Annotated in this window: 23 protein-coding genes; 3 read left to right on the forward strand and 20 right to left on the reverse strand. The window is 33.3% G+C overall.

The window, feature by feature from the left end:
- Positions 1–121: 121 nt before the first annotated feature.
- A complete protein-coding gene (locus NQQ59_RS11615) occupies positions 122–2,392 on the reverse strand; it encodes a glycosyltransferase (protein WP_144219383.1) in 2,271 nt (756 codons plus the stop codon).
- A complete protein-coding gene (locus NQQ59_RS11620; RefSeq protein WP_144219384.1) occupies positions 2,373–3,431 on the reverse strand; it encodes a glycoside hydrolase family 130 protein in 1,059 nt (352 codons plus the stop codon). Before NQQ59_RS11620 ends, NQQ59_RS11615 begins: the two co-directional genes overlap by 20 nt.
- Positions 3,432–3,703: 272 nt before the next feature.
- Between NQQ59_RS11620 and NQQ59_RS11625 the strand changes: the two genes are divergently transcribed.
- On the forward strand, positions 3,704–3,865 hold the full coding sequence (locus tag NQQ59_RS11625; RefSeq protein WP_144219385.1) for a DUF1328 domain-containing protein: 162 nt from the start codon (positions 3,704–3,706) through the stop codon (positions 3,863–3,865).
- A 216-nt stretch (positions 3,866–4,081) separates the two neighbouring features.
- Here NQQ59_RS11625 and NQQ59_RS11630 read toward each other — a convergent pair whose 3' ends face one another.
- The 11 genes from NQQ59_RS11630 to NQQ59_RS11680 form a co-directional block, all read right to left on the reverse strand.
- Positions 4,082–4,549, reverse strand: coding sequence for a DUF1440 domain-containing protein (locus NQQ59_RS11630; RefSeq protein ID WP_144219386.1), 468 nt, complete (start codon positions 4,547–4,549; stop codon positions 4,082–4,084).
- 25 nt (positions 4,550–4,574) lie between these two features.
- Entirely contained in the window at positions 4,575–5,084 is a 510-nt protein-coding gene (locus NQQ59_RS11635) for a DinB family protein (protein WP_144219387.1), read from the reverse strand.
- A 178-nt stretch (positions 5,085–5,262) separates the two neighbouring features.
- Entirely contained in the window at positions 5,263–5,472 is a 210-nt protein-coding gene (locus NQQ59_RS11640) for a hypothetical protein (protein WP_144219388.1), read from the reverse strand.
- A 12-nt stretch (positions 5,473–5,484) separates the two neighbouring features.
- Positions 5,485–5,865 carry a DoxX family protein gene (locus tag NQQ59_RS11645; protein ID WP_144219389.1) on the reverse strand — a complete coding sequence of 127 codons (381 nt, stop codon included), beginning with the start codon at positions 5,863–5,865 and terminating at the stop codon, positions 5,485–5,487.
- Positions 5,866–6,223: 358 nt separating this feature from the next.
- On the reverse strand, positions 6,224–6,955 hold the full coding sequence (locus NQQ59_RS11650; RefSeq protein ID WP_144221592.1) for a GNAT family N-acetyltransferase: 732 nt from the start codon (positions 6,953–6,955) through the stop codon (positions 6,224–6,226).
- Between the two features lie 73 nt (positions 6,956–7,028).
- Positions 7,029–7,634, reverse strand: coding sequence for a Crp/Fnr family transcriptional regulator (locus NQQ59_RS11655; protein WP_144219390.1), 606 nt, complete (start codon positions 7,632–7,634; stop codon positions 7,029–7,031).
- 190 nt (positions 7,635–7,824) lie between these two features.
- A complete protein-coding gene (locus NQQ59_RS11660) occupies positions 7,825–8,295 on the reverse strand; it encodes a hypothetical protein (protein ID WP_144219391.1) in 471 nt (156 codons plus the stop codon).
- Between the two features lie 258 nt (positions 8,296–8,553).
- A complete protein-coding gene (locus NQQ59_RS11665; RefSeq protein ID WP_144219392.1) occupies positions 8,554–9,972 on the reverse strand; it encodes a TolC family protein in 1,419 nt (472 codons plus the stop codon).
- A gap of 316 nt (positions 9,973–10,288) precedes the next feature.
- A complete protein-coding gene (locus tag NQQ59_RS11670; protein WP_144219393.1) occupies positions 10,289–13,453 on the reverse strand; it encodes an efflux RND transporter permease subunit in 3,165 nt (1,054 codons plus the stop codon).
- Positions 13,454–13,465: 12 nt separating this feature from the next.
- Positions 13,466–14,683 carry an efflux RND transporter periplasmic adaptor subunit gene (locus NQQ59_RS11675; RefSeq protein WP_144219394.1) on the reverse strand — a complete coding sequence of 406 codons (1,218 nt, stop codon included), beginning with the start codon at positions 14,681–14,683 and terminating at the stop codon, positions 13,466–13,468.
- A 247-nt stretch (positions 14,684–14,930) separates the two neighbouring features.
- Positions 14,931–15,524: a TetR/AcrR family transcriptional regulator gene (locus tag NQQ59_RS11680; RefSeq protein WP_144219395.1), complete on the reverse strand. Its 594-nt coding sequence runs from the start codon at positions 15,522–15,524 to the stop codon at positions 14,931–14,933.
- A 554-nt stretch (positions 15,525–16,078) separates the two neighbouring features.
- Here NQQ59_RS11680 and NQQ59_RS11685 point away from each other — a divergent pair.
- On the forward strand, positions 16,079–16,516 hold the full coding sequence (locus tag NQQ59_RS11685) for a cupin domain-containing protein (protein WP_144219396.1): 438 nt from the start codon (positions 16,079–16,081) through the stop codon (positions 16,514–16,516).
- 18 nt (positions 16,517–16,534) lie between these two features.
- Here the strand turns inward: NQQ59_RS11685 and NQQ59_RS11690 are convergent, their stop codons facing one another.
- The 6 genes from NQQ59_RS11690 to NQQ59_RS11715 form a co-directional block, all read right to left on the reverse strand.
- The gene (locus NQQ59_RS11690) at positions 16,535–17,395 is read right to left on the reverse strand and encodes a hypothetical protein (protein WP_144219397.1); all 861 of its coding nucleotides are present in this window, start codon (positions 17,393–17,395) and stop codon (positions 16,535–16,537) included.
- Positions 17,396–17,700: 305 nt separating this feature from the next.
- Positions 17,701–18,195: a hypothetical protein gene (locus tag NQQ59_RS11695; protein ID WP_144219398.1), complete on the reverse strand. Its 495-nt coding sequence runs from the start codon at positions 18,193–18,195 to the stop codon at positions 17,701–17,703.
- Between the two features lie 25 nt (positions 18,196–18,220).
- The gene (locus NQQ59_RS11700) at positions 18,221–19,177 is read right to left on the reverse strand and encodes a DUF3137 domain-containing protein (RefSeq protein WP_144219399.1); all 957 of its coding nucleotides are present in this window, start codon (positions 19,175–19,177) and stop codon (positions 18,221–18,223) included.
- Positions 19,177–19,731, reverse strand: a complete 555-nt coding sequence (locus NQQ59_RS11705) for a LemA family protein (protein ID WP_144219400.1) — start codon at positions 19,729–19,731, stop codon at positions 19,177–19,179. Before NQQ59_RS11705 ends, NQQ59_RS11700 begins: the two co-directional genes overlap by 1 nt.
- Before the next feature lie 158 nt (positions 19,732–19,889).
- Positions 19,890–20,228, reverse strand: a complete 339-nt coding sequence (locus tag NQQ59_RS11710) for a hypothetical protein (RefSeq protein WP_144219401.1) — start codon at positions 20,226–20,228, stop codon at positions 19,890–19,892.
- Positions 20,229–20,592: 364 nt separating this feature from the next.
- A complete protein-coding gene (locus tag NQQ59_RS11715; RefSeq protein WP_144219402.1) occupies positions 20,593–21,066 on the reverse strand; it encodes a hypothetical protein in 474 nt (157 codons plus the stop codon).
- 227 nt (positions 21,067–21,293) lie between these two features.
- Between NQQ59_RS11715 and NQQ59_RS11720 the strand changes: the two genes are divergently transcribed.
- Positions 21,294–22,106 carry a mechanosensitive ion channel family protein gene (locus NQQ59_RS11720; protein WP_144219403.1) on the forward strand — a complete coding sequence of 271 codons (813 nt, stop codon included), beginning with the start codon at positions 21,294–21,296 and terminating at the stop codon, positions 22,104–22,106.
- A gap of 79 nt (positions 22,107–22,185) precedes the next feature.
- Here the strand turns inward: NQQ59_RS11720 and NQQ59_RS11725 are convergent, their stop codons facing one another.
- Complete coding sequence (locus NQQ59_RS11725) at positions 22,186–22,614, reverse strand: hypothetical protein (RefSeq protein ID WP_144219404.1); 429 nt, start codon at positions 22,612–22,614, stop codon at positions 22,186–22,188.
- Positions 22,615–22,640 lie beyond the last annotated feature (26 nt).

The following is a 22,640-nucleotide window of genomic DNA, read 5'->3' on the forward strand; positions in this document are numbered from 1 at the left end:
AAAACATAATAAGTGGAGTAATTTGACGTTGCGGATTATGTGAAACAAAAAATCCCTTTCATTAAGAAAGGGATTTTCCAGGTTTTAAAAGTGAAGTATTTGGCTAGCTAAGCCCGTTATATTATGAGTTGATCGCTATTCCTGATCGGCTTTTCATTAAGGGAATCACTTTAGATTGAGAAATGGCTAATTTTTCCATTAATAATCTTGCCGTTAAATAACAAACTGTAGATTCTGCCCCTTGATTTAAATTTACGTTGTATTTTTCTAATCCATCATAACCGCCGCCGCTTACTGGATTGTACATAATCTGATTTAAATGATTTTTTCCTAAAAACCAGTTAAAAGCAGCTTTCATTTTCTTTTTGTAATGCGGTGTTTTAAATTCATTATAAAATGCATTTAAAGTCATTATCGTGTACGTAACATCTATTGGTTGTTCGCCATATTCATGTGGTTCCGAACCTTTGTAGTGCCAGCTTTGATTAGAGATTGCTTTGAAATTTCCATTTACAAATGTTTTAGAAATCAAGAAATCTAATGAGTCTAACGCTACTTTTTGGTAAACCGGTTTGTTGGTTATAAGATAGGCGTACAACATCGATTCTGGAAGAATTCCATTTCCGTATGTTAGATAATTTTCAAACCATTGCCAGTCTTCTGTTGCTGTATCTTCATAATTCGCCAATAGTTTGGCATTTAGTTTATTGATAATGGCCGCAACATATAAATTCGGAATGGTAGAATGATACAGATATAAACCTTTAGTTGCAAATCCAATCGAACGTGGTGACTGAATGGTTTCGGTCCATTTTAACGAATGCAACAAACATTTAGCTGCTTTTTTATAAATAGCTTCAGGAAGAATATCTGAAATCGAAACCACTGTTCCTAATGCCCAAATGGCTCTTGCATTTGAATCTTCTAAATTCACTTCGGCATTTTGTTCTACATGCTCGCGATTTTCCTGATCTACATAATTGATAAAATTTCCTTTTGGTTGTTGACAACGCTGGATAAAATCTAAATAGATTAAAATATAGCCTAAATCTTCTTTGTCCTGAGTCAGTTTATAATGCATACAAAAAGCAATTAAGGCTCTAGCGTTATCATCTAATGTATATCCTGACTCTAAATCTGGAATAGAAATTTTACTAAACTGAATAATACCAAGATCTGTCGTTAGTTTTTTGATATGTTTTAACTGAATATCAGGATAACTAAATTTGATCTCCGACGGATTATCAATTAGTTTTTTATAGGTGTTCATTTGTGTAATTCCAACATTTTCCCATGAAGAGGCTCTCATTTTAGTAAATGAACTAATACCCATTTCATGTCTTAAGTTTTCATCTTCGATTAACTTAATAGCTGCTTCTGCAAATTGATCTGGTTCGCCAATATCACACAAAATCCCAGCATCTTTAGTTAGTACTTCTTTAGTATGTGGAATTTTAGAAGCCACAATCGGACAAGCACAGCTCATTGCATAAGAAAAAGTGCCGCTTACAGCCTGATTCGGATCTTTGGACGTAAACATATAAATATCTGTTGCTTTTAAATATTCTAAAAGCTCATCTGTATCTAAATATTGATTTACGAATCGAACATTATTTTGAAGGTTTAATTCTTCAACAATTCCTTCCAGTTTGTCACGGTAAGGATCTTTTCCATCTTTAATTAAATTTGGATGTGTTTTACCAATAATTAAATACAAAGCATTCGGAGCTTTTTCTACAATTTTTGGAAGTGCTTGTAATCCTGTTTCTATATTTTTTCCTTCGCCTAAAAGTCCGAAAGTAGATAATACCAATCTGTCCTGAATATTTAATTTTTCCTTTGCAGTTTCAGGGGTTTCATAAACAACAATATGGGTTCCGTGAGGTACACAAGTAATTATTTCTTCATTGATCTCGTAATCATTTATTAATATTTCCTTGGATTTATTAGTCATTACAAAAACCGAATTGCTGTAACTCAACAAGAGTTTTACAAATGTCCTCAATTCATCATTCGGATTCGGAATTACACTATGAAAAGTAAAAGTTACAGGTTTCTGAATCACGTTTAAGAAGTCTAAAAGATGATCTCCGTAATTTCCTGAAAACAAACCAAATTCATGTTGAATATGCACTAGTTTTACTGTCTCATCGGCATTAATTTCTTCAGCTACTTTAGCATACTCTTCTCTATTTTTAGTGTTTAGGGTAAACGTCTGTGTTGGTTCTTCTTTAGGTTCATTAACCAATTCACATATTTCACACTGGATAGATTTACCATAAACATCCATTATTCCTTTAATGGTGTCTTGTGTATAAGTTGCTATCCCACATTGTGTTGGTGGAAAAGTAGAAAGAAAAACTATTTTTGATTTATTTGATATTGTTTTCATGAGGATTCATTTTTAATTCGGTTAATAACTCGTTAAGGTTCAAAGAAGCCACCGCAATCTTATCATCGGCAGCACCGTAATAAATATATAATTGGTCTTCAAAAATGGCAGTTCCTGTTGGAAAAACTACATAATTTACATAACCATGACGTTCATAATGTTCTGAAGGTGTGATTATAGGTTTAGGCAATCTTGCAATTACTTTTGACGGATTTTCTAAATCCAATAAAACTGCGGCAGCATGATAAACCAACCCTTTTTCTCTTCTTTCAGCAGCATGATAAATTAAAAGCCAACCGTCTGCTGTTTCAATTGGCGGTGCTCCAGGACCAATATGACTTGTTTCGTGTTCATATTTGGGTTCAAGCACAATATAATCAGGAAGATTTTTTAAATAATTCTTCCAAAATTCTTCAGTTAGTTCTGATTTCTTCTCAAACGAAAAAATCTGAATGGATGGAAAAAGACGATGCAGAGCAACAAATTTCCCATTTATTTTCTTTGGAAAAAGAACTACGTTTTTGTCCCAAACAAATAAGTTTTCTTTTATGGTTTCGGTCAGCGGATAATTTCTTTCTGTATTAAAAGCCAAAATCTTTGCAACACTTGGATTCTGTAAATGGTTTTTAATTACATTTTTGAAATCATGAAGAATAAACTTCGGCGTAATAATTCCTTTTTTCTTAAAACTCATCAGATCTTTAGAAACAGCCAATGCACCACAAGCGTTGATTCCGTCATAAGTTACATAAGTCATGTAATATCGATCCTCGATTTTAGTAATTCTTGGATCTTCAACTCCGTGAATTTCATAGATATATTCGGGAGTAAAAATCGGCTGTGTATTTCTCTCTACTAAAGTGGTCGGTCCTTCAAAACGACAATAGCCAATAGTAGAAAAATTTCCTTTTTTAGCCGCTCGATAAAACATATGAACTTTATTTCCTTCCTGATATATTGCTGGATTCAAAACGCCTAATTCTTCAAAAGCTCTGTCGGTTTTTTCTAAAATTACACCGTGCTTTTTTGCCTCTTTCATTTTCTTTCTAAGTTTTACTCAAAATTACCCTGAGATAGAAGCGACGATTAATCCAATCCATTAAAAAATTAACTCAAAAGCCTAAACATGGTAATTCTGTAAGACAAAAAAATAATAGTGAAAACGCTAGATATGATGCTGTTTTTTAATGTATTGAGTTAATTTAAAAAACGTTTTGAGTTAATGAGATTTGTAAGAATAAAAGAACTTTGAGTAACAAACAAAAAAGGGCTTATAATAAGTCGTATTTACGAACTTAAAAATTAAATATTATGTTACGCTGGACAGTTATTTTTATAATCCTGGCTATTGTTGCCGGAATTTTTGGTTTTGGAGGTATTGCCGCCGGAGCTGCAAGCATTGCTAAAATCTTATTCTTTATCTTTTTAGTGTTATTTATTATTTCACTGATTTCAGGAAGAAGAAAAGTTTAGATGGAGGGACAAAGGGGCAAAGTGACAGAGTGACAAAGTTTTCTCTCTGGACGTTTGTTTTTGTAGCTCCCTTAAAGGAATATGGAGAGGTTCGAAGTAAAAAAGTTTATAAGCATTTAGACTTTGTTACTTTGAACCTTTGTTACTTCTAGAAATTATAAAATTCAAAGTTTTAAGCCTTTGTCACTCTGTCCCTTTGTTACTTTGAACCTTTTTTCAAAACCACTTCGCATAATATTTCCTAGTTATAAAAGCAATTGGAATTCCAACGCAGCAAATCACAATTAGGATAGAAAGTAAAAGCGGAAAATCAAGATTTTTTTCTGGTAAAACAGGAAAAACAATAGGAAGTACAATAAGATTCATTACAACCCAAATGAAAAATCCATAAGTGATTCCCGATAAAAAGGTATTTATTTTAAAGAACGGAAAATAAGGAAAGATTTTAAAGTAAAACCAAGCGAAAATAAAGGCGATTAAAAAATGTAAACCTAGTCCCAGAAACGTCATTTCCAGTCCGTTGGTGTAAGCTTCTTTTTTGAAAATTCCGCTTGCTATAGAGCGTAAAATGTTTTCGGCAGTAGTTTTATGAAGAATCACAGAATAAATTAAAATTGCAGCCGTAATGTCTAATGTTCCTGCGACTAAACCAGACGAAACAATGGTTTTAACTTTTGATCTCATAAAAAAGATTTTGCATTAATTGATTTTATTTTTTCCTGATATTTTCAAAAATCGATTTTAACTGTTGAGTATGTCTTTGTGTATGCACAATTGCAAAATGAAGCCATTCATAAATAGTAAGGTTTTCTAAACCAGGTATTTTGGCATCAAGACAAGTCGGTGTTAAATCGTAGGTTTCGGCGGCTTCAAATAAATCATTTTGTATTTTCTTTACAGAAGCAGTCAAAGTACTTTTTTCATAATCAATTGCAGCAGGTTTTATATTTTCTGGAGATTGGTATTTGGTAGTATAATCTAAAAATATTGCGTCGAGTTGTTTAACGTATTCGTCGGGTTTGCGTGTAGTTTTTTCTGTATTTCCTGCAAAAAGCATTGGAATTCCAGAACAGGCGAGTATGATATGCTGCACAGTTTGTCCTCCTGTCCAGCTTCCTTCAAATGGAATTATATTGATTTCTTCTTTAGAAAAATCAGAAATAATATCATTCAGTTTACCATAAGTTTCTAAAATAGTATTTTGTACAGCACTTTTCATCTTTTTTTATTTTAGAGATTAGATACAACAATAGAGGTAAAGCGGAGATTTTTGGCAAAAAATCCACAGTACATTTTTGTGAAATTAAATTTATAGAATTAGGGGAATGATAGTATTTCAAATATACGATAAAAAATAATAAAATGCTAAATATCAGTAATTTGAAAGTTGTTAATTTTTAAGGTAGTACTTCGCAGGAATAACCATGAAAATTTAAAACATCAATAATTTTTGTATTCGAAATGGATGGTGCATGAATACGAAGAATTTTATCGCAATCTTCTAAATCGAAGTTGATCGAGCTGTTTGGAAAATGTTCAAGAAGGGTTTCAATGATCATTTTACATTGCCATTCTTCCTGAACATTTGTTTTAAAAACTTCAATCATAAAGTTTTGTTTTTAGAGCGCTATATTTTTATAACGCTGTATTTTGTGATAGGTTACATACGAAATAATTAAAACTGCAAGAACAATCAAAGGAAAGAAACCTTGAAAATCCATTCCGTCTACTGCAAAATGACTTATCGAAGCAAAGATAAAATCGAAAGCAAATCCAGCATAAGCCCATTCTTTAATGCGTCCAGGCACTTGTGGAATAATTAAAGCTAAAACTCCAAGGATTTTAAAGACAACCAAAGCGTTTCCAAAATACTCAGGATAGCCAAGATGTCTGATTCCTTCTTTAGCCAATTCAGACTGAGAAGTTAAAGCTGGCATAACGCCTTCAAATAAAAAAATAAGGATTGTAGTAGTCCAGAAAAGGATTTTTGTTGTTTTCATTGGGTATTTGTTTTAAAAGGTTATTAGTTAATGTATTACAAATCTAATAATGTTTTCCTTTTAATGAAATACGCATTTACGACTATTTTAGGGGCATTTTGGACAATTGTTAGTTGTTAGTTGTTAGTTGTTAGTTGTTAGTTGTTAGTTGTGATGGACTTACCTTCCTGTTTGTCATCCCGAGGGACGAGGGATCTTCGCAAGTGACTCTACAAAGATTGACAGTAACAGTTTGTCATTTCGACTGAAAGGAGAAATCACACTAGAAATTCCACACAGTATTTCGTCAATCTTTGTCGAATCCCGCGTGCGATTTCTCCTTTCAGTCGAAATGACAAAAATGCTGAAAAATTGGAATTTATGAAATAAAGTAATTCGTAATCAAAAACAAATCCTCAAAACCCAATCTACTATAAATACCTTTCCCTAAAGGAGAAGCTTGTAAATGCGCATAATCACAATCGGCATCAATGGCTTCGTTAATGGCGAATTTCATGATTTCTTCAGCAAAACCTTTTTTACGCATTTCGGGAATTACGCCAACGCCATGAATTCCCATAATATTTTCGGTTTGAAAAAGAGTAAGTGTTCCTATTGGTTTATCCTCTAAATGAACCAGATAAAATTTGACATTTTCATAATTATGAACCAATGTTTCTTTACTAATTACATAACTAAATGACAACGGATAAATATCGGACCAAGTTTTAGCATCTTCTTCATTTAAAACTCTTCTAAAAGTAAGATTGCTTTCAGTTGGAAATTTTTCGCCTAGTTTTAAAGCCATGGCTGCGAGTTGAACTCGGATTTGAAATCCGTTTTTCTCGAAAATTTCTTTTGAATTACTTCCGAAAATATCCCAATACGGAATAATTAGACCTGGATTTTGGTCTATGATTTCAAGAATCTGAGGCAGATTTTCTTCTGAAATATCTTCACGAAACCATAATCGGTTTGGCCAACCTGAGTTTTTTATTTGGCTGAATTGAAAAGGATCATTTTTATGGTAAGAAAGGAGAGGAGTAGCAACCGTTTTCCAAAGCGCTGTAAGGTTATCGATATTGTCTTTGATGAGGTTTATATTTTTCATTTTCTGAAACTCAAATTAAAATGTGCAACAAAGATAAAACTAGCTTTCCTGAAAAACCTTTACATATGTTGATTTACAAATCTTTTTCGAGACTTTTTCTGATTCGGCTTAACTGTGTTGGCGTAATACCTAAATGCGATGCAATGTGTAATAACGGAACACGATCCGCAATATCTGGATGTTTCTCCAAAAGGGTGACATATCTTTCAGTTGCATTTTGCATCACAAGTGCGACTTCTCTTTGTTCTTTTTCTATAATCCAATGTCTTTCTAGATGAGCAATATAAAAGTTTTTAAGATCGTCATTTTCGTTAATCGCCTCAATATATTTTTTATAATTGATGTTGATTACAATGGAATCTTCCAAAGCTTCAATAGTAAAATTGGAAGGCGTTTGAAGCATCAATGAAACTTTAGAACCTGCAAGATAATTGTCAAGAAAAAGGTTTTTATTGTAGAAATTTCCTTGTTCGTCTGTTATATAAGCTCGTAAAACTCCTTTTGCTATAAAGTGAAGGTTTTTTGCAATTTCTCCGTTTTGTAAAAGTGTTTCTCCTTTTTTAATTGATTGAAAACTGGTAATGTTTTCAATCAGTTTCCATGAATTTTCAGAGATAGGATAATAACTTTCAATGGTTTGTTTTAAGTTGTTGAGATATGTTTCTTTATTGAAAGTCATTTGTTTTGAAGTTTTGCCATGAAGGCGCTAAGGCTCTAAGTTTTTATAGCCACGAATTTCACTAATTTTCACGAATTATTTTATAGTTGTTGAGAATAAAAAAAATTAGCGAAAATTAGTGAAATTCGTGGCAACTATAAAAAAATAAATATTGCGTCTTAGCGCCTTTGCAGCAAACAACAATTACGCATTAATCAGCATAATGATAAATGCTTCTTTTAACTGTATTATTTATTTTTTCAAGAGTCACTTCGGTTACACCACCTTCATAGTTCATTGAAATAGCAACTTTGTTTTTAGTGATTTCATAATCAATAGAGATTAATCCATTTTTATTTACTTGAACAGATTTTTTTTCTGTTGGAAGAGCAGTTAAAAAATACTCTGATTCTTCTACTTGTTTGTTTTTAATAATGTTGAGATAAGCTCGATTAAGATCTATATTAGTCAAAATACATTCTCTACCATCTCCCATTTCTACTACGATATCTTTGCAATCTTCTGTTGTTTCTGGATTCTCTTTTTTTGTTTCTTCTTTGATTGCGGCAACAGTATCAGTAACAGCTGGAGTTTTTATGGATTCTAATTCTTTCTCTGAATTGTTTTGTTTGCAATTTGTAAATAGTAAAGCCAAAAGCGCGAAACATGCTATTTTCTTCATTAGTTTAAATTTGTTTGATTAATTAAGTTTTGCCATGACAGCACTAAATTTTTCTTTGCCACGAATTTCACGAATTTTCGCGAATTATTTTTATTGTTGGTGCGAATAAAAAGAAATTTGTGAAAATTCGTGAAATTCGTGGCAAAAAAATAATCTTAGTTGTCTTAGCGCCTTCGTGGCAGATTAAAAAAAACGCCATGAAACCTAAGTCTCACAGCGTTTTCATCTCAAAAAATAAATAATTAACGGGTACGGGTATTATTTCCAGCCGCCACCAAGCGCACGATACAAATCGGTGTTGGCTGTAAGTTGTTGTCTTTTAAGATCTGCTAATTCTAATTCGCTTTGTAAAAGATTTGCCTGCGCAGTTAAAACTTCAAGATATTCTGCTAATCCGTTTTGGAATAACAAATTTGAATTTTTAATTGCCTGTTGTAATGTCTTTACTTTTTCTTTTAAGAAAGTTTCTTGCTGTTGTAGTTTCTCCACTTTTACTAAAGCATCTGAAACTTCGCTTACGGCAACCAAAACAGATTGTCTAAAAGCTAAAACCGCTTTTTCTCTTTCTGCAACAGCGATATTATATTGTGTTCTTACTCTTTTGTTGTTCAGAATAGGTTGAGTTAAACCACCTGCAACAGTTCCGAATAGAGAAGCTGGAATATTGAACCAGCTGCTCGTTTCGAAAGAGTTCAAACCGCCTTGAGCCGTAATTCTAAGAGCTGGGTATAAATCCGCTTTTGTGATACCGACATTGGCGTTTGCTGCTTTAAGCGCTAATTCAGCACTTTTTACATCTGGTCTTCTGCTTACTAATGAAGACGGAATTCCAATTGCATTATTGTTTTTTACTTCTAAAGCACTTAAACGAATTGATCTTTCTTTCGCACCAGGAAAAGATCCCGTTAAAACACTCAATGCATTTTCTTGAATCGCAATATTTTGTTCTAATAACGGAATCAATTGTGCCGAGTTTAATTTCTGTGCTTCAGATTGTTGTATTGCTAAATTAGTTACCTGACCAGCATCGTATTTTAATTTGATGATATTCGTTGTACTATCATTTAAACGTAGATTTTGTCTGGCAATATCCAATTGAGCGTCAAGCATCAAAAGATTGTAATAGCCTCTAGAAACATTGGCTACAATTGTAGTTTGCAATGCTTTTTTCACTTCTTCAGATTGAAGATATCCTGCGTAAGCCCCTTTCTTTTGGTTTCTAATCTTTCCCCAAATATCAGCTTCCCAAGAAAGTGAAGCTCCGGCAGAATAATCGTCAATATGTTTTTGTCCTAATGCTTGACCCAAGTTCATTCCAGTAAAACTATTGTCTGAAGGATTGCTGGTGCTTGCATTTACAACTAAGTTCACTTGAGGAACATTTCCCCATTTGGACTGCGTAAATCTGTATTGTGCGATTTCGATGTTTTTCTCTGCAATAAGCAAATCATTGTTTCTCGCTACAGCGCTGTCTATTAGTTTGATAATATCTTTTTCAGTATAGAAGTTTTTCCACTCCACATCGGCAATACTTGTTGTATCACTCGAAACCGATGCATTCCTGAAATTCTCAGGAAATGCATCTTTTGGAGTTTCAATATCCTTAGAGACTGAACAGGATATTAGAGTCGTGATCAGAATGGCGAAGGTCACGATTTTGGTTATATAATTTTTCATTGTCTTTTTATTAGATTTCTGTACCCTTTGGTTTTGGGTAGAATTTTTTTAAACACATAGAAACATAGTTTTTGTAAACTTTAAAAGAGGCGTTTCACTAATTTAAATGCACATAGTTTAGCTATGCGTGGAAACTAGTTTCTTTTATTCTCTTTTTTATGAGATAAAAATCTATGTCTCTATGTGTTTAAATTTATTTTTTATATCTCTGTACAAATATCTTTTTTGGTTTCAAGATCTTTCGAGATTCTGTATGATATATATCCGATGCCAACTATTATGGCAACAAGGATTGTAGTTATATAGTTTTCCATTTTTATTTTTCTTCGTTGTGAATAACAGCGATTGGTTTGCCGCTGAATTTTTCTTGTAAATATTGGAACACGATGAACAATACAGGAATAATAAATAATCCTAAAATTACTCCTGAGATCATTCCTCCCGCAGCTCCAATACTGATGGAGTGATTTCCTTGAGCCGATGGTCCTTTGGCGCTCATCATTGGCACTAAACCAACAATAAAGGCTAGTGAGGTCATGATAATTGGTCTTAGACGAAGTTTCGCAGCATCTATAGAAGCTTTTACTAACGCCATACCTGATTTTCGTTTTTGTACCGCAAACTCCACAATCAAAATGGCATTTTTAGCGAGTAGTCCAATCAGCATGACAAGGGCAACTTGTACATAAATGTTGTTTTCGATTCCTGTTAAACCAATTGCCACAAATACTCCAAAAATACCTGCAGGGATTGATAAAATAACCGCTAGAGGAAGGATATAACTCTCATACTGTGCAGCAAGTAGGAAATAAATGAATATCAAACACAGTAAGAAAATTGTAGCCGACTGCCCTCCAGAAGAAATCTCTTCACGCGTTTGGCCCGAGAATTCAAACCCGTAACCTGCAGGCAATTGTTGTTTGGCAACTTCTTCAATCGCTTTAATGGCATCTCCAGAACTAAATCCAGGTTTCGGAATGGCATTAATAGAAATTGAGTTAAACAAATTATATCGAGAAGCGGTTTCAGAACCATAAATACGAGTTAGTTTTACTAAAGTATTTATCGGCACCATTTCGCCTGTTTTATTTTTTACGAATACACGGTCAATTGCTGTTGGATCTGCTCTGTCGGCAATATCAGCCTGAACAACCACACGGTAATATTTACCAAATCGGTTGAAGTCTGAAGCCTGTGCACTACCAAAGTAAGCCTGCATAGTTTGTAAAATGTCTTTTACATTAACACCTAACTGATTCGCTTTTTCATCGTTAATGTCCAATTGTAATTGAGGATAATCAGCTTTGAAAGAGGTAAAGGCAACCGCAATTTCAGGACGTTTCATTAATTCGCCAATGAAATTTTGAGAAATACCACTGAATTTATCCAGTTTTCCTCCCGTTTTATCCTGAAGAACTAAATCCAAAGCTTCAACGTTACTAAATCCAGGAACAGTTGGGAAACTGAAGACGAAGAAACTTCCGCCTGAAATAGAGCCTAGTTTACCACGAACCTGATTCATGATTTCGTCGATGTTTTTAACTTCTCCACGTTCTTCGTTTGGTTTAAGCAATACGAAAACAACTGCAGAAGATGGACTCGTAGAATTCGTCAATAAGTTGAATCCTGAAATTGCTGTTACAAATCGTGAAGCATCTAAACCTCTTAATGTATTTTCAGCCTCAGTCATTACTTTTTGAGTTCCGTCAAGCGAAGTTCCCGATGGTGTGTTAACCGCAATCGCAATAAATCCTTGATCTTCTGTTGGGATAAATCCTGCTGGAGTTGTTTTTACTAATAAAACAGTTGCCAAAGTAATTAATGCCAATCCGCCTAAACTGAACCATTTTTTTCTGATTAAGAATTTCAATCCGCCAACATAACGGTTTGTCAGCGATTCAAAACTGCTGTTAAAAGCAGAGAAGAATTTTTCTTTAAATCCTTTTTTCTCATAAGGTGCATTTGCATCATGAGCACCATGATTGTCTTTCAAAAATAAGGCAGCAAGCGCAGGACTTAAAGTCAAGGCATTAACAGCCGAAATTACAATTGCAATTGCCATCGTAAAGGCAAACTGACGATAGAAAACTCCCGTAGAACCTTCCATAAAACCAACCGGCAGGAATACAGCAGCCATTACCAGCGTAATCGAGATAATAGCACCCGTTATTTCGTGCATTGCTTCATGCGTGGCGATTTTTGGAGACAGATGTTTGTGCTCCATTTTCGCATGCACGGCCTCGACGACTACAATCGCGTCATCTACCACAATACCAATCGCCAGAATTAATGCGAAAAGCGTTAGAAGGTTGATCGAGAATCCGAATAACTGCATGAAGAAGAACGTTCCTAAAATTGCTACAGGTACAGCAATAGCCGGAATTAAAGTTGATCTAAAATCTTGCAGGAAGATAAATACCACAACGAAAACCAAAATAAAAGCTTCCAATAAGGTATGTTCAACCTGTTCGATTGATTGGTCTAAAGATACTTTCGTACTATAGAATATATTGTGTTTAATGCCTGTTGGAAAATCTTTAGAAGCTTTTTCCATCATTTTATTGATCGCAATCTGAATATCATTTGAGTTCGATCCAGCTAACTGAATAACCCCAATTACAATTCCTTTTTTACCATTTAAACGAGTTAAACTGTTGTAAGAGTAAGCACCTAATTCAACTCTCGCAACATCTTTTAAGCGAAGAACAGAACCATCTGCATTAGAGCGAATTGCAATGTTTTGATAATCTTCTGGTTTAGTAAGTTTTCCTTTGTATTTGATTACGTATTCGAAAACCTCTTTACTTCTTTCCCCAAATTTACCTGGCGCAGCTTCCAAACTTTTGTCTTGAATTGCTGCCATTACTTCATTTGGCGTTACTTTGTAAGTTGACATTTGTGTTGGATTCAACCAAACACGCATAGAGTAATCTTTTACACCACCAAAAATACTGGCAGAACCAACTCCGGGAATACGTTTTAATTCCGGAATAATATTAATCTGAGCATAGTTGGCCACAAAAGTCTGATCGTATTTAGCTTCATCCTCCGTGTACATACCAATCGCCATGATGAAACTGTTTTGCTGTTTCGCCGTGATAATACCTTGTTGTACAACCTCGGCAGGCAATTGACTTGTCGCTTGAGCCACTCTGTTTTGTACGTTTACCGCAGCTTGATCGGCATCTGTTCCTAGTTTAAAGAACACCGTAATCGCCAAACTACCATCGTTACTCGCAGTAGAACTCATGTAAGTCATGTTTTCTACACCATTTATTGACTCTTCCAGAGAAGGTGCCACAGAACGTAAAACCGTTTCTGCATTCGCTCCAGGATATACCGCTGTTACCAAAACCGATGGAGGCGCAATATCAGGAAACTGTTGTAAAGGCAGTTTAGTTAAACCAAGCACACCTAGAATCACCAATAAAATGGAGATAACAGTTGCCAGTACTGGTCTTTGTATAAATATCTTGAACATTATTTCTTTTGATTATTTTTTGTTAGTTACTTCGGCAACTTTAGTTGATTTTTCAGGCTGAATCGCTTGTCCGTCCTGCAATTTGTCAATACCGCTTAACACGATTTGATCACCAGATTTTACACCGTCTTTAATTAAATAATTCGTACCGCTTTTCCCTACAACGGTAATTGGCATTTTAGTTACTTTGTTGTCTTTTCCAACTGTGAAAACAAATACTTTGTCCTGCATTTCAACTGTAGCAGCCTGCGGAACCAAAATTGCGTCATCGTGATTTAATCCTAAACGAATTCTTCCAGTGTTTCCAGAACGTAAAATTCCGTTTGCATTTGGGAAAGTTGCTCTAATCGTGATCGCTCCGGTTGTTTTATCAAACTGACCGTCAACCATATCGATTTTTCCTGTTTTTGGGTAAGCATTGTTATCAGCCAAAATCAAAGTCACAGGAGGTAATTTTTTGATTTTATCGCCTAATGAACTTCCAGCATATTGCTCTTTAAAGTTGATGAAATCAGTTTCACCTAAAGAGAAATATGCAAATACTTCGTGAACATCAGACAGCGTAGTAAGAGCTTCAACATCAGTTGCAGAAACTAAACTTCCTTGTTTTTTAGGTAATCTTCCAATGTAACCGCTTACTGGAGCCGTAACATTGGTATATCCTAAATTAATTTTAGCAGAACCCACCATTGCTTTTGCTTGTTCAATATTTGCAGCAGCAATTTTTTGTGAAGCTTTAGCTGTTTTCAACTGATAATCAGAAACTACTTTGTTTTGAACAAGCGGAGTCAATTTATCAACTTCTAAGTTAGCGTTGATCAAAGCCGCTTCAGCTGCATGAAGACTTGCCAAAGCATTGTTTAACTGCTCACGGAACGGACGCTCATTGATTTTAAATAACGTTTGTCCTTTATTTACATAAGCACCTTCGTCAACAAAAATTCGGTCTAAATTTCCACTTACTTGTGGACGAATTTCAACGTCTACAGTTCCTTGTATAGAAGCAGGATATTCAGAGTCAGTGATTGTGTTTGCACTTGTGATAGCCAACACTGGTAAAACCGGTGGAGGTGGAGCAGTAGGAGCCTGATTTTTATCTCCACAACTGCTTAAAACTAATGCTAGAATAAAACTGGATATAATTACATTTTTCATTTTCATTTTGGTTTTAATTGGTTGAACATTTTCTCGGGTAAAAATTGTTGGAATTCTAGAATTCTCGGGATTCATATTTAATTGAATTAAATTATCTAACATTGTTAAGTAAATGAGCACAAACTTCTCTACTTTAATCATTTTCAACTGTGTTCTTAAATCGGTATTAAATTATCTAACGTCGTTAAGTAAAAGTCTAAAAAAAGAGTTTTATTACCTCGATTAAATTTTCTAACAGTGTTAAGTGAAGGTTATAAAAAAAAGGATTTTATATTATCCGATTAAATCATTTTACACCGTTAAGTAAAAATTGAAAAAAATATTATTGTATTGATTTGATGATACCGCCAATGGCATCCTTCAAAATTTGAGCATTAATTGTTTCTAAAATGTCACTTTTATTAATGATGTTGATGGCGATTAAACCATGAATAACAGAAAAGAAAGTGAAGTACTTTTGTTTTATAATATCTTGACTCGGATTGCTGTCTTTCATTACTTCAGCAATCACCTGAGTAAATAATTTGTAAGGTCCCTCTTGAGCCGAACATCGTTGTGCACAGCACGTCATTTGAACACCAAACATCAGCTGATACATTTCAGTATTAGTAAAAGCGAAGTCCCAGTAAGTCATCCACATGGCTTCCAATTGATCTTCGGGTTTTTCAAACTTATCTATTGCAGTTTGCAATTCTTTAGTCAGTTTGATGAAACCTTTGCCAGTCAGTTCTTCTAATATCGCTTCTTTATTCGAGAAATATTCATAAATAATAGGAGCAGTATATTCAATTCTGTCGGCAATTTTACGCATACTCAAACCATTCCAGCCTTCTTCTTTTACGATATCATAAGCAGCGCCAAGAATATTATTTCTTGTCTCTTCTTTTTGTCTTAAAATTCGATCTTTGCTAGCCATTGTATTCGAGTATTAAATCGTTTAACACTGTTAGGCAAATGTATGGCGGATTTTCGAATTTCAAAATGTTTTTATCATAATATTTTCTTATCGTACAATAAGAAATTTTAAAAATGCTCGTAAAGTATTGATTTTACTGGATTTTAAATTTTTAAAATATTTTTTTGAAGCAGAACATTTTTCGTTTTCAAGACGTTTTGTCCCGCTCTGCACTATATCTTTTGTGTTGAACCCCAACACAAAAGGATGCCGTTTCGATCGGGGCTAGGCGAGAAAGTATCTTTTTCATAATTTTTGAAAGACTATGATTATACTTTTTTTGTACGAAGTTTGTCATCCTGACGAAGGAAGGATCACACTTGTAAATCGACAAAGATTAGAAAACAAGCCGTGTTTGTCATTCCGACGAAGGAGGAATCTTCGCAAGTAATTCCACAAAGATTGGCAATCCTGATTGCGGAACTACTAATGTGATCCTTCCTTCGTAAGGATGACAAAAAAACATCTATAGATCTATCTGTATTCGAATTTTTCGTAACATTACAATAAAAAAAATGAACACACTGACTACCATCAAAACCACATTTGCTTTTTTACTTTTCCAACAAGTAACTTTTGCTCAGGAAACCAAAAAAGAAACTGCACCGCCACAATACACAATCGAAAACTGTGTCAATCATTTTGAATTAGACAAAGCCACGAAAACCAAAGTAGGTTATCAATATTGGTTTGGCGATAAAAACTTCACTCATGAAAATACTTTAAAAATGAGTATTGTCGAACCTGGAAAATCAACACACGCGCCACATCATCATCCTGAAGAAGAATTCTTTTATATTCTAGAAGGTTCCGCTTCTTTTTTCTTAGACGGAAAAACCGTTGTGGTTGGACCAAATACTAGTTTATACTGCCCGCCAAATGCCGAACACGGGATAAGCAATGCCGGAAATACCAATTTAAAATACTTGGTGATCAAAAAAGATTTACGATAAATGAAATCTAAATTCTTACTAATTAATATTTATCGCATAAATCACATAACTTCCATCTCCTTTTGAAAATTTAAGAGTATAATTACCGGCTGTTCTAGCAGTAAAATTATAGGTAGTTTCTATTATTGGAATATTCATGGTACAAAAACATCCTTCGTATTTTGCTTTTATGGTAATCGTCTTGGTGTTTCCTAAATTTGTTTCAGAGATAGAACTAAAACTACCACAGCCATTATCAACGTTAAATTTGATTTTAATTGGAATGGTTTGATTTACCTGACCACTTGCAGGAACTTGTGCCGAAATCACAGAAGCATTTCGATAAGATAGACAAACCTGATCAAAGGTTTCGGTGAATGTAACAAAAGAATACTTTTTCATTTCAGTTTTCCAGTACGTGTGACTTCCTATAGGCACACCTAAATAAATATTTTTAGTTCCAATTGATCCGTCTTCCCATTTTAGTGACGAAATTAATTCAAGAAAGTCATTTTGATTGTTAACGTCCATGTTGAACAAAACATTTCCGATGTGCGTTTTGTTTATTGACTCCATATAAAAAACGGAGTGGGGCGTAGCAGCCCAAGCACCGGTTTTGATATAAGGTTTTTCATTTAAGGTATTGATCAAATTTTCAATACCGCTTTTAGGAGTATTGGAGTGAAAGAAAAAGCCATTCATTTGTAGAATGTCAAATTTTAGTTCATTTAGCGTATTAAATACTTCACGTAAATCTGCATCTTTCTTGATTCCTATAGCCAAATTAACTTTGGTTGAATTTTCTGTAGAAAAAACTACTTGAGTTTCCGTTTCAGCATTTTCGCTAGAACAGCTAAAAAATAAGAATGTAATAATACTTAAGGTTAAAATTTTGCTCATTTTCTATTGGTTTTATTAAATAGATGAACTAATTATCAAATGGTTGCGTGTAAAATTAATTTTTTTAATGCTTAACCTATTTTATTTCCGTTATTGTTTTTTTTTGTGAAAATGGTAACAATACCAATTTTAAAGATTTTGTTAGAAGAAGTATTTGCAGATAGAAGTAATTACTAATCTCGATTTTTATTTTTTTTTTGTAACGGAATGACGTAATTTTTTAAAGTAACCACTGCTTAGTAAGAATTACGTTTTTATTTTTTGAAACATAAGGAAAAATTAATTCAGAACTTTCGACAGGTCATTCATATTCGGTACTTGCGATTTTTCAAATAAACGATGAGTAGATAACCCATTATTGCAATTATGATATAAAAAGAAATTTTAAAATAAATATTGACATAAAAGGATCTCATTTCAGCATTATAGTATCCTTGCGGAGCATTTTTCAAAAAGTAATCCCCTGTAAGTTTGCTTTTGTAAAGCGGTTGTTTCTCATGATTATTGCTGAGATATTCTAGTTTGCTTACTTCTAATCGTACAAATGAGTTGTTGTTTGTTGTTGTCCCTTCGACTGTATAGGAAAGACTTTCACCCTCGCCAGTTCCTGTATCTTTGTAAATTCTTTTTATTACTAAAAAATCATCAATCATGTATGATTCTTTATTCTTCAAACTTCTTAAATTATCATATTCTCTAAAATAAGTATTAGAGTTAATGCCAATAATAGTTAGAAGAGTTGCTATAATTGCATTACAAATAACAGTAAAGATTAATACTGTTTGGATTATTTTACGCATAAAGATTAGGAAATTCTATTATTTGCTATTCCTTGCCCCAAATTCTGGTATTCAAATCCAGTTCTTGAACAATATTATGCATAAACTGCACTATAGAAAGGTCATCAGTAAGTAAATTGGGATCTAAAAGTGAAGAATGAATAGGTGGTTCAAAATAATTATGAGATAATGGAAAAGCAATATACATTTTAGAATTTATGAAGGAGAGTGAAATCGTTTCATCAGATTTTTTGTTTAAATCCAGAATTCTTTCCATCATAGCTGGCGTCAAAATATATCTGGCCTCGATTTGGTTTTTAGAATAGGTAACAAAAACACTGTCAAATGCAGTGTTTTCTAATTGTATCAATTCGGTGTTTCCAAAACTAAAAATATTTTTAGAAAACCAAGAACCAATTGCATCTCCAATACCTTTAGGGCGTACAACTGTCGAAACATTAAAATTTTTATTGAAATCGGCTACAAAAATAATTCCCTTAAAAATGGTGTGCCATTCGGTACGGGTTCCATTTTTTGTCTGTGTTTCGGTTTTGTATTCGGCATGAACTTCGGCAAACCAGAAAGCTGTTTTGTCGGCTATTCCGCTTATTAAATCCTGAGTTTTATAACGATCTGGTCGTGTTGTAAAAAGTTCAGAGTTCACAAATTCAGAATGGGACAATCCGCTTTGTGGTGTAATCGTTAAAGTTTCATTGATTTTTTTTAAAGCCGATGCTACTACGCTTGTTTTATAGGTCGTCTTGTATTTTTTGGCTTCTTCATCTATTTTGTAATACATTACAATTCCAATAATAGCTGGAACCAAAGCACCAAAAACAGACAACGTTGGAAACTTAATAAGAAAACCGATTACCAAAATGACTACTGCAAGCCCAAATAATATATAGCAGGTTTGATAGGTTTCTGCTATTTTTTTTCGATCAATTTCCAGTGTATTCAAAACCTCTTGCAAGACTTGATTACTATTAATTTCTGAATCCATTAATTATTAAAAAGCTCTTTTGCACTTATATTTTTACGCTCTTCTGCTGGTGTTTCCAAAACATCAATTTTAGTGTAATTAAGCATTCCAGCAAACATATTTCCTGGAAACATCATGATTGCGTTATTATAATCAGTAACAGCTGAATTGTAAGTTCTTCTGGCTGCAGCGATTTGTTCTTCACTTTCTGTCCAAGTAGATTGTAAATTCAGGAAATTGGTATTGGCCTTTAAATCAGGATAATTTTCAACAGTTACCATTAGACCTTTTACTGTTTTGCTTAGTTCGGTATCTAAACTCGCTTTTTCGGCATCGGTCAAAGAACCTGAAGTGGCTCTTGCACGAAGTTCTACAATTTTAGTTAAGGTACTTTGTTCATAATTCGTGTATTGTTTTACGACTTCTACCAAATTCGGAATCAAATCGAAACGTTTTTTCAACATGACATCAATTGCAGAAAAAGCATTGGTTACCTGATTTCTCTTTCCGATAAGTGAATTGTAAATCAAAACACCAAATAATATAAAAACAACAAGTATAATAACAATAATCATAGGTTAAAAATTTAATAGGTTTGCCGACAAATATATAGAAAAGGAAATAAGTATCATTCTTTTTTTTGTAAGAAATAATACTGTCGTAGAAAAAAAATCGACACCTTTTGAGTGTCGTTTTAATAACTATATTAAACCTTTTAAAAGATTAAATGTTTTTATGAGTTTGCATGCTTTTCAAAATATTCAACTGCCATATCCAAAATAGCTTCTTTGGTGGTAAAACTGTATTCTGCTCCATGACTCATTTTATACGATTCTCCCATTTCAGGAAAATGTTGTTTTCCGTTTTCGTAAAATGGATCTGTTACATTCAGCCAGAGATTACGATGTTGATCTTTGAAAGAGAATTGATCCGTATCTGAAACAACTAAGATTGTTCCGTTGTCATTGTCAAGAATAGAAGTATAGTTACTACTCTCATAATTGCCCATTACAGTAATATTTGTTTTGTATTTTTTGGACATTAATTCGACTATTTTATGTTGTATCGGCATAAGAAGTGGTATTTAATTTGTCTTTGAAATAGTAAAATTAAAAATACGCATTTTATTGATTTAGCCACTAAAAGTTTTATTTATATTAAAATAAGTTTTTTTGGAAAGAAAAGGTAGAACGTTTTTGATTGTTAATCTAAAAAGAATGATTGCTAAATAGTTAAAATAAAAAAGACAGCAATTATTTGATTGCTGTCCTTTTTTAGTAAATTGTAATTTTTGCATTTTAAAACCAAATCAAAAATTCTAAAATGCCACATTTTAAAAATGCGTACAGTTGGGTAATCATTAAAAAGCAAAACGTTGGTTAATAGTTTTAATCACTTTTTAATTTCTTTTTCTGGTAAAGTACTATCAGTAAATTTTAATTAAAAGAAATGCATGCATCAATTTTGTCATACATTCTGGCTTTAAATTGCTGTAATGTCAAATTGAATTTGTCTGTTGTATTGGCTCCTTCGTAAAAAAAGAGTTTTTCATTGATGACTTTAATCCCATAATGTTGATCCATGAATTTTTCAAAATAGGCAGCAGCTTTTTCCAAAACGGCTTCTTTAGTCGTAAAAGAGTATTTTATGCCGTCTTTCCTCGTATATTCTTCTCCAACTTTTGGATAATATCTTTGTTCGTTGTAAATAAAAGACTTTGGTGTAGTGGACCAGAAGTTATCATGTGGATCCTTGAATACATAGAAATAATTATTGGATACAGAAAACATAGCACCAGTTTTGGTATCTAAAATAGAATTAAATCTGCCATCAGGACTATTTCCAAGTATAGAAATTCGAGAACTGTATTGTTTGGATAGTAATTCAATAACTTTTTGTAGTGTCTCCATAATAATTATTTTAAGTACTATTTATTTTACGATCGAAGTAAAATTATTTTTAAATGCTTGATTGAATGTCCTTTAAAAGTTATAAAAACAATATAAAAAGTTTAATTGCGTGGTTTTTAAGGGATTCGATTCACAACGTCAGATTTTATAATATTCTCATTGAATCCTGTAAACGCTTCTGTTTTCTAAATCTTAATTTTAAAGTTTTACTTTTTACGCCGATTATTATGGAAAGTTTTTTGCAAGACGTTTTTAAACATTTAGAAGGTTATTACAACAGTATAGTCGATCTTACGCCCAAATTTATTCTAGCCGTTTTGGTTGTTCTCGTTTCTTGGTTCATAGCCTCTCGTGTGGGGATTTTTGCAGGCAACCGACTTAAAGTGAGAATGCACGATCGTCTTTTGGCGACTTTTATTGCCCGTTTAATCAAATCGGTTTTAATAATTATTGGAATTCTATTCATGTTCCGAATTATTGGACTTGACGGAATTGCCCAAAGTATGCTTGCTGGTGCTGGAATTTCTGCTTTTGTAATTGGTTTTGCGCTTAAAGATATTGGTGAAAATTTTCTGGCTGGAATTCTATTAGCATTTAAACGTCCTTTTAGTATTGGAGATATTATTGAAAGTAATGGCGTAAAAGGTGAAGTCATTAATTTGAATCTTCGTGATACAGAGGTAAAAAGCGATTCTAAAATTATTTATATTCCGAATGCACTTCTTATAAAAAACACTTTAATAAACTATAATAGCGAGGGATTTCTGCTTCAGACTTTCACAGTCGGATTAGAGTATGGTTCTGATTACACACGCGCCATTGAACTTGTAAAAGAGGTTCTAGGAAGTAACGAAGAGGTAACCGAAAAAGATCACGAAAACGCTGCTGTTATTACTGATGTTGCGGCTGCGGGAGTTATTCAACTCAATATTCGTTATTGGGTTAAAACAGCTTCTACGATTAAAAATTCTGAATGCCGTTCTAAAATTATCGCAGCAGTTTTGAAAAAACTTAAAGAGAATGAGTTTGTTTTGAAATAGGTTTTTTAAAAAGGGACAGAGGGACAGAGTTGCAAAGTTACAGAGGTTTTTTCGCTTCGCGGATTTTATTCTATTTCATTCATTTATCAGATTTTTTTCGATTGATATGAATTATAATGGGGTTTGTGCCGTCTAAATCTCTTTTACTTCTTCCATACAGACCAATTGCAGTACTATTTAGAGTTGAAAAATCTATTTCGTTTGGACTGACATAGGTGTACATTCCGTATGCGTGACCCGAGACAATCCAGCCTTCTGTTTTGTTTAAATCGGTAACATCGAAATCTGCGGAAGATGTTTCAGTGTAAACTGGGCCAAATTTTTTCATTACTTCAATAGCTTCAATTTCTATATTGGAAATGGCATCTGCATCTTCAAAAATAATGTAAGTGCCATTTTTAAATAAAACCCAATCCTGAAATCTCGGATTTACACTCAACCTAACATGATGAATTAACTCAGATTCTGATATTTCATTTGCTTTTTGATGGTCTGCTTTCTGTTTCATAAAAAATAAGATTAGTAGAATTCTAT

The sequence above is a fragment of the Flavobacterium panacis genome, assembly GCF_024649945.1.
GTDB lineage: Bacteria > Bacteroidota > Bacteroidia > Flavobacteriales > Flavobacteriaceae > Flavobacterium > Flavobacterium panacis.

Excerpts from the sequence above, each read along its gene's own strand:
- NQQ59_RS11645 (WP_144219389.1), bottom strand. The coding sequence starts at position 5,865 with ATGAAAACAACAAAAATCCTTTTCTGGACTACTACAATCCTTATTTTT.
- NQQ59_RS11640 (WP_144219388.1), bottom strand. The coding sequence starts at position 5,472 with ATGATTGAAGTTTTTAAAACAAATGTTCAGGAAGAATGGCAATGTAAA.
- NQQ59_RS11700 (WP_144219399.1), bottom strand. The coding sequence starts at position 19,177 with ATGGATTCAGAAATTAATAGTAATCAAGTCTTGCAAGAGGTTTTGAAT.
- NQQ59_RS11620 (WP_144219384.1), bottom strand. The coding sequence starts at position 3,431 with ATGAAAGAGGCAAAAAAGCACGGTGTAATTTTAGAAAAAACCGACAGA.
- NQQ59_RS11635 (WP_144219387.1), bottom strand. The coding sequence starts at position 5,084 with ATGAAAAGTGCTGTACAAAATACTATTTTAGAAACTTATGGTAAACTG.
- NQQ59_RS11625 (WP_144219385.1), top strand. The coding sequence starts at position 3,704 with ATGTTACGCTGGACAGTTATTTTTATAATCCTGGCTATTGTTGCCGGA.
- NQQ59_RS11715 (WP_144219402.1), bottom strand. The coding sequence starts at position 21,066 with ATGGAGACACTACAAAAAGTTATTGAATTACTATCCAAACAATACAGT.
- NQQ59_RS11650 (WP_144221592.1), bottom strand. The coding sequence starts at position 6,955 with ATGAAAAATATAAACCTCATCAAAGACAATATCGATAACCTTACAGCG.
- NQQ59_RS11615 (WP_144219383.1), bottom strand. The coding sequence starts at position 2,392 with ATGAAAACAATATCAAATAAATCAAAAATAGTTTTTCTTTCTACTTTT.
- NQQ59_RS11725 (WP_144219404.1), bottom strand. The coding sequence starts at position 22,614 with ATGAAACAGAAAGCAGACCATCAAAAAGCAAATGAAATATCAGAATCT.
- NQQ59_RS11670 (WP_144219393.1), bottom strand. The coding sequence starts at position 13,453 with ATGTTCAAGATATTTATACAAAGACCAGTACTGGCAACTGTTATCTCC.
- NQQ59_RS11630 (WP_144219386.1), bottom strand. The coding sequence starts at position 4,549 with ATGAGATCAAAAGTTAAAACCATTGTTTCGTCTGGTTTAGTCGCAGGA.
- NQQ59_RS11710 (WP_144219401.1), bottom strand. The coding sequence starts at position 20,228 with ATGCCGATACAACATAAAATAGTCGAATTAATGTCCAAAAAATACAAA.
- NQQ59_RS11685 (WP_144219396.1), top strand. The coding sequence starts at position 16,079 with ATGAACACACTGACTACCATCAAAACCACATTTGCTTTTTTACTTTTC.
- NQQ59_RS11655 (WP_144219390.1), bottom strand. The coding sequence starts at position 7,634 with ATGACTTTCAATAAAGAAACATATCTCAACAACTTAAAACAAACCATT.
- NQQ59_RS11720 (WP_144219403.1), top strand. The coding sequence starts at position 21,294 with ATGGAAAGTTTTTTGCAAGACGTTTTTAAACATTTAGAAGGTTATTAC.
- NQQ59_RS11675 (WP_144219394.1), bottom strand. The coding sequence starts at position 14,683 with ATGAATCCCGAGAATTCTAGAATTCCAACAATTTTTACCCGAGAAAAT.
- NQQ59_RS11705 (WP_144219400.1), bottom strand. The coding sequence starts at position 19,731 with ATGATTATTGTTATTATACTTGTTGTTTTTATATTATTTGGTGTTTTG.
- NQQ59_RS11695 (WP_144219398.1), bottom strand. The coding sequence starts at position 18,195 with ATGCGTAAAATAATCCAAACAGTATTAATCTTTACTGTTATTTGTAAT.
- NQQ59_RS11660 (WP_144219391.1), bottom strand. The coding sequence starts at position 8,295 with ATGAAGAAAATAGCATGTTTCGCGCTTTTGGCTTTACTATTTACAAAT.
- NQQ59_RS11680 (WP_144219395.1), bottom strand. The coding sequence starts at position 15,524 with ATGGCTAGCAAAGATCGAATTTTAAGACAAAAAGAAGAGACAAGAAAT.
- NQQ59_RS11690 (WP_144219397.1), bottom strand. The coding sequence starts at position 17,395 with ATGAGCAAAATTTTAACCTTAAGTATTATTACATTCTTATTTTTTAGC.
- NQQ59_RS11665 (WP_144219392.1), bottom strand. The coding sequence starts at position 9,972 with ATGAAAAATTATATAACCAAAATCGTGACCTTCGCCATTCTGATCACG.